We start from the raw sequence: 5,139 nt of genomic DNA, 5'->3' as shown, positions 1-5,139 counted from the left end.
TTCACTTGCCCTGGTGTGTGCGCAAATGCCCCTATTGCGACTTCAATAGCCACCTGGCTCCCCAAAGCAATCTTAAAAACATACCTGTGGCCGGCGAAGAGCCAGGTTATGCCAATGCCTTGCCCGTGGCCCTGCAACGCCGCTACCTCAACGCCCTGGTGGCTGACCTGGATCAACAGTTGCCCAAAATTTGGGGACGCAAGCTGTACTCCATTTTCATCGGCGGTGGCACCCCTTCCTTGTTTGATCCCGAACTTGTGGATGAGCTGTTGGCTGCCGTACGCGCTCGGCTGGGCATGCCGCAAAGCGGCGAAATTACCATGGAAGCCAACCCGGGCACCTTTGAACAGGCCCGGTTTGAGGGTTATCGCCGTGCTGGTGTGAACCGATTGTCGATTGGCGTGCAAAGCTTTTCAAACGCGCATTTGAAAGCCTTGGGGCGTGTGCATCAAAGCGAACAGGCTGTGGCGGCGGTGCGTAGCGCAGTTGCGCTGTTTGATGAAGTTAATTTGGATCTGATGTATGGCTTGCCCCAGCAAAGCGTGGCACAAGCCAAGGCCGATGTAGACCAGGCCTTGGCCTTGAACACCACGCATGTGAGCCTCTACCAATTGACCTTGGAGCCCAACACTTTGTTTGCGGCCAAGCCACCCCCTTTGCCCGATGATGACACCTTGGTTGACATTGAAGAGGCTGTGCATGCCATGGCGAAGGCGGCGGGCTTTGAGCAATACGAAGTATCGGCTTTTGCTCGACCCGGTCACCGCTGCCAACACAACCTGAATTATTGGGGTTTTGGCGATTACCTGGGCATTGGCGCGGGTGCCCACGCCAAAATAAGCTACCCCAATCGAATTGAGCGTGAAACACGCCACCGCAACCCCATGGCCTACATGGATGAAATGGAGGGCCAAGCCCAGCCGCTGAGTGTCAGCACGCTGGCTGTAAAAGACCTGCCTTTTGAGTTCATGCTCAATGCTTTGCGCCTTAGCGACGGGGTGCCCGAGCAGTGGTTTGTGGAACGTTGTGGCCGACCCTTGAGCGACTTGCAAAAGCCATTGAAACAGGCCCTGGCCAAAGGCCTGCTGGAAAACCAGCCCGGGGTGTTCAAACCCACGGCGCTGGGGTTTCGCTTTTTAAACGATTTGCAGCAAATGTTCCTCGCCGCCTGAGGGCTTGATAGGCTCAGCCTGTGGCTTGTCCTCTTGTTTTATTTGGGGTGGCTGAGGGCTGTTGTTTTTCATGGCTTTTAACACCGTCGATACAAGTGCTGCGGCGCCCAATACGGCAAGACCCGCATAAGGCCCAGCGATAAGGGCCACTGGTACGGCCACCAGCAAGGCAAATTTATTTTCCCAGGCCGCTTTGGCCAAAGCCTTCAGGCCTTTGGCGATGCCCGCTGCCGCTTTCGCAAACAGAGAGGGTTTGGTCGCTGGCTCGGGCGCTTGACCTTCGGTGTGAATGCCTTGTGATTCAGGCGTACTGGTGGTGGCGGCTTGCTCGGGCACGGGGTAGCCCTGTGGCATGGTGGTTGCAGTGCTCAATTTGAATTGCTCCTGTTGCAGGTCCAAAAATTTGGGTAGCGCAATCAAATGTCACAGTTCAATGCATTTTTAAACTAGTTCAGGTGACGACTTTCAGGCCGCTCTATGATGCTGGATGTGCCCTTGAACTGCAGCCCCCACTCGGCCTGCTGGCAGGCCTTCACCAACAAGTCGGCAAAACCATGTTGCAGTTGCTCGGCCATGCGCATCTCAAATCCTTTGCCGCTGCCAGACACAAGCTTCAACATCAGGTCTGTGCCGTGACCTTCTGCGGCTGGGCGCAACTCAATTTGCGTGATCAGCAAAGGGTCTGCACCCAGCGGGGTCGTGGTGTTTTTGTCTTGAAAAGGGCTTTTGAAATCGGCTGAATACAAAGACACCTCGCGGCTCATCTCCAGCAAGGCCTTGCGCCCCACGTCGTTTAAGGGGCGATCACTGGCCAATAGCTTTTGCATCATGTCGTCCAGGCTGGGAATGAGCAGGCGCACCATACGGCGGGTGAGCCACACACGCACCTCTTGGTTCTCTGCCGAGTTAATGCGCATCAGCAGGCGGTCGTGCTCTGGGGCGTAGGCAATTTGGAGCTGTTTGATCTGCATGGCCGGGGCGAAATGAATTAAGGTTGTAAAAGGGTGAGCGGCGCATCTTGAAAACCCCATGCCTGCCCACACATTCATGCATGGGTATTGTGACTCAAATTGATGAAAAAGGGTTTGCAGATGCGATTGGATAGACTCACCACCAAGTTCCAAGAGGCGTTGGCTGACGCGCAAAGTATGGCTGTGGGCAAAGACAATCCCACGGTTGAACCTGCGCACGTGCTGCTGGCCATGTTGCGTCAGCCCGAGGGCACAGTAAAAGGGGTGGTCGGCAAGGCCGGGGGCAACGCCGCTGCCTTGCAAAAGGCCATCGAAGCAGAGGTACAAAACCTGCCTCAAGTCAGCAACAACGGTGGCCAAATTCAAATTGGAAGCCGCCTGCAAGCGGTGCTGAATCTTACTGACAAAGAAGCGCAAAAGCGTGGCGATCAATTCATCGCCAGCGAGCTTTTCTTGCTGGCCTGTCTGCATGACAACAGCGGGGTTTCCAAGGCTCTAAAAGACGCGGGCTTGAATGCTCAAACCTTGAGCAAAGCGATTGACCAAGTGCGCGGTGGCGCAGCCGTCGACAGCGCTGAGGGCGAAAGCCAGCGCGAAGCGCTTAAAAAGTACACCATCGACCTCACTGAGCGGGCGCGCATGGGCAAGCTTGACCCTGTGATTGGTCGAGACGATGAAATTCGCCGTGCCATACAAATTTTGCAGCGCCGAACCAAAAATAATCCCGTGTTAATTGGCGAGCCCGGTGTGGGCAAAACGGCGATTGTTGAGGGCTTGGCCCAGCGCATTGTGAACGGTGAGGTGCCCGACACATTGAAAAACAAACGTGTTTTGGTGCTGGACATCGCGCTGTTGTTGGCGGGAGCCAAATACCGCGGCGAATTTGAAGAACGCCTAAAAGCTGTGTTGAAAGACATCGCGGCCGATGAGGGGCAAACCATTGTGTTTATCGATGAAATTCACACCATGGTGGGCGCGGGCAAGGCCGAAGGTGCCATTGATGCAGGCAATATGCTCAAGCCCGCGTTGGCTCGTGGCGAATTGCATTGCATTGGTGCCACCACTTTGGATGAGTACCGCAAGTACATCGAAAAAGATGCAGCCCTGGAGCGGCGTTTTCAGAAAGTGTTGGTCGGCGAGCCCAGCGTAGAAAGCACCATTGCCATTTTGCGTGGACTACAAGAGCGCTACGAATTGCATCATGGTGTAGACATCACCGACCCAGCCATTGTGGCGGCCGCAGAGCTGAGTCACCGCTACATTACCGACCGCTTTTTGCCCGACAAAGCCATTGACCTGATCGACGAGGCGGCCGCGCGCATCAAGATGGAAATTGACTCCAAGCCTGAAGAAATGGATAAGCTGGATCGCCGTATTATCCAGCTCAAAATTGAGCGCGAGGCCGTCAAGCGAGAGACCGACGAGGCCTCCAAAAAGCGCCTTGCCTTGATCGAAGAAGAGATCGAACGGCTGGAGCGCGATTACGCCGATCTGGACGACATTTGGAAATCCGAAAAAGCAGCAGTGCAGGGCAGTGCAGCCATCAAGGAAGAAATTGATCGAATCCGTGCCGACATTGAGCAGCTTAAGCGCAAGGGCGACTGGCAAAAGGTCTCCGAACTGCAATATGGCAAGTTGCCCGCACTAGAGGCGCAGCTTAACCATGTCAAAGAGAACGAACACGGCGAAAAAAAGCCCAACCGCTTGCTGCGCACTCAAGTGGGTGCAGAAGAGGTGGCCGAGGTGGTCAGTCGCGCCACGGGTATTCCGGTGAGCAAAATGATGCAGGGCGAGCGCGACAAATTGCTGGCCATGGAGCAGGTATTGCATCAACGCGTGGTGGGTCAAGATGAGGCTGTCACATTGGTGGCCGACGCCATTCGCCGCTCGCGCGCGGGCTTGGCCGACCCCAACAAACCACTGGGCTCTTTTTTGTTTTTGGGCCCCACCGGTGTGGGTAAAACCGAGCTGTGTAAATCGCTGGCCGGGTTCCTGTTCGATTCTGAAGAGCATTTGATTCGAATCGACATGAGCGAATTCATGGAAAAGCACAGCGTAAGCCGCTTGGTGGGTGCGCCCCCGGGCTATGTGGGTTATGACGAGGGGGGCTACCTCACCGAGGCGGTTCGCCGCAAACCCTACAGCGTGATTTTGCTGGACGAGGTGGAAAAGGCCCACCCCGATGTGTTCAACGTGCTGTTGCAAGTGCTGGACGATGGCCGCTTGACCGATGGGCAAGGGCGCACGGTTGACTTTAAAAACACCGTGGTGGTGATGACCAGCAACCTGGGTAGCCATGAAATTCAACGTTTGGCTGGCGAGCCTGCAGATGTCATCAAAGCTGCAGTGATGGCCGAGGTTAAAACCCATTTCAGACCAGAGTTTATTAACCGGGTGGACGAATTGGTGGTATTCCACGCGCTGGACAATGCGCACATTGCCAACATTGCCAAAATTCAGCTCGCCCGTTTGCAGCAGCGCTTGGCCAGCCGCGACATGCGCCTGGAAGTCAGCGATGCGGCCATCGCCGAAGTGGTCAAGGCAGGCTTTGATCCCCTGTATGGCGCCAGGCCATTGAAGCGAGCCATTCAGCAGCTGATCGAAAATCCGGTGTCGAAGATGATTCTGGAAGGGCGTTTTGGGCCCAACGATGTGGTGCCGGTTGATTTCAAGGACGGGGCGTTTAGCTTTGAGCGGGTGGTGCACTAATCAGCGTTGATTGTTCAGCGTGTTGGTGCTGGGTCGGTGCCGGGTTGCTACTGGCCGTTGGGCCTGGGATTGGCCCGTTGCTTGTGTTTTGCGCAGCGTATTGGGGCCGCGTTGGCACAGGTCGCTGGGCCTGGGATCAGCCCGTGTATCCCTTCTTGTCCCTTCCGAGGGGGCATGCAAGGCGAAAATGTCGCCATTGCATCCGATTCGGTTTCCCGCCAAGCGGGGGCTTGGCGGGGAAACACGCCTCGGCCCCTCGGTGTGGGCCAAACCGGGCGGGCTGCCCT

Annotated in this window: 4 protein-coding genes; 2 read left to right on the top strand and 2 right to left on the bottom strand. The window is 56.0% G+C overall.

All coding sequences use genetic code 11. The features are described from left to right. Positions 1-1,172, top strand: a 1,172-nt coding sequence (gene hemW, locus ACEQU8_RS13460; protein WP_370264286.1) for a radical SAM family heme chaperone HemW, incomplete at its 5' end; no start/stop codon positions are given. Here the strand turns inward: hemW and ACEQU8_RS13455 are convergent. After that, positions 1,137-1,544 carry a hypothetical protein gene (locus ACEQU8_RS13455; RefSeq protein ID WP_370264285.1) on the bottom strand — a complete coding sequence of 136 codons (408 nt, stop codon included), beginning with the start codon at positions 1,542-1,544 and terminating at the stop codon, positions 1,137-1,139. The two genes, hemW and ACEQU8_RS13455, sit on opposite strands and share 36 nt — an antisense overlap. A 74-nt stretch (positions 1,545-1,618) precedes the next feature. Further along, entirely contained in the window at positions 1,619-2,143 is a 525-nt protein-coding gene (locus tag ACEQU8_RS13450; protein ID WP_370264284.1) for a hypothetical protein, read from the bottom strand. A gap of 120 nt (positions 2,144-2,263) precedes the next feature. Between ACEQU8_RS13450 and clpB the strand changes: the two genes are divergently transcribed. Continuing rightward, complete coding sequence (clpB, locus tag ACEQU8_RS13445; protein WP_370264282.1) at positions 2,264-4,852, top strand: ATP-dependent chaperone ClpB; 2,589 nt, start codon at positions 2,264-2,266, stop codon at positions 4,850-4,852. Positions 4,853-5,139: the final 287 nt, after the last annotated feature.

Source organism: Limnobacter sp. (genome assembly GCF_964228395.1).
Taxonomy (GTDB): Bacteria; Pseudomonadota; Gammaproteobacteria; order Burkholderiales; family Burkholderiaceae_B; genus Limnobacter.
The sequence above is the reverse complement of the archived record's forward strand: the minus strand, read 5'-3'. Positions and strand labels throughout refer to the sequence as shown.

What these genes read in the sequence shown, in the direction of transcription:
- ACEQU8_RS13450 (WP_370264284.1), bottom strand. Translation starts at nt 2,143, where the DNA reads ATGCAGATCAAACAGCTCCAAATTGCCTACGCCCCAGAGCACGACCGC.
- clpB (WP_370264282.1), top strand. Translation starts at nt 2,264, where the DNA reads ATGCGATTGGATAGACTCACCACCAAGTTCCAAGAGGCGTTGGCTGAC.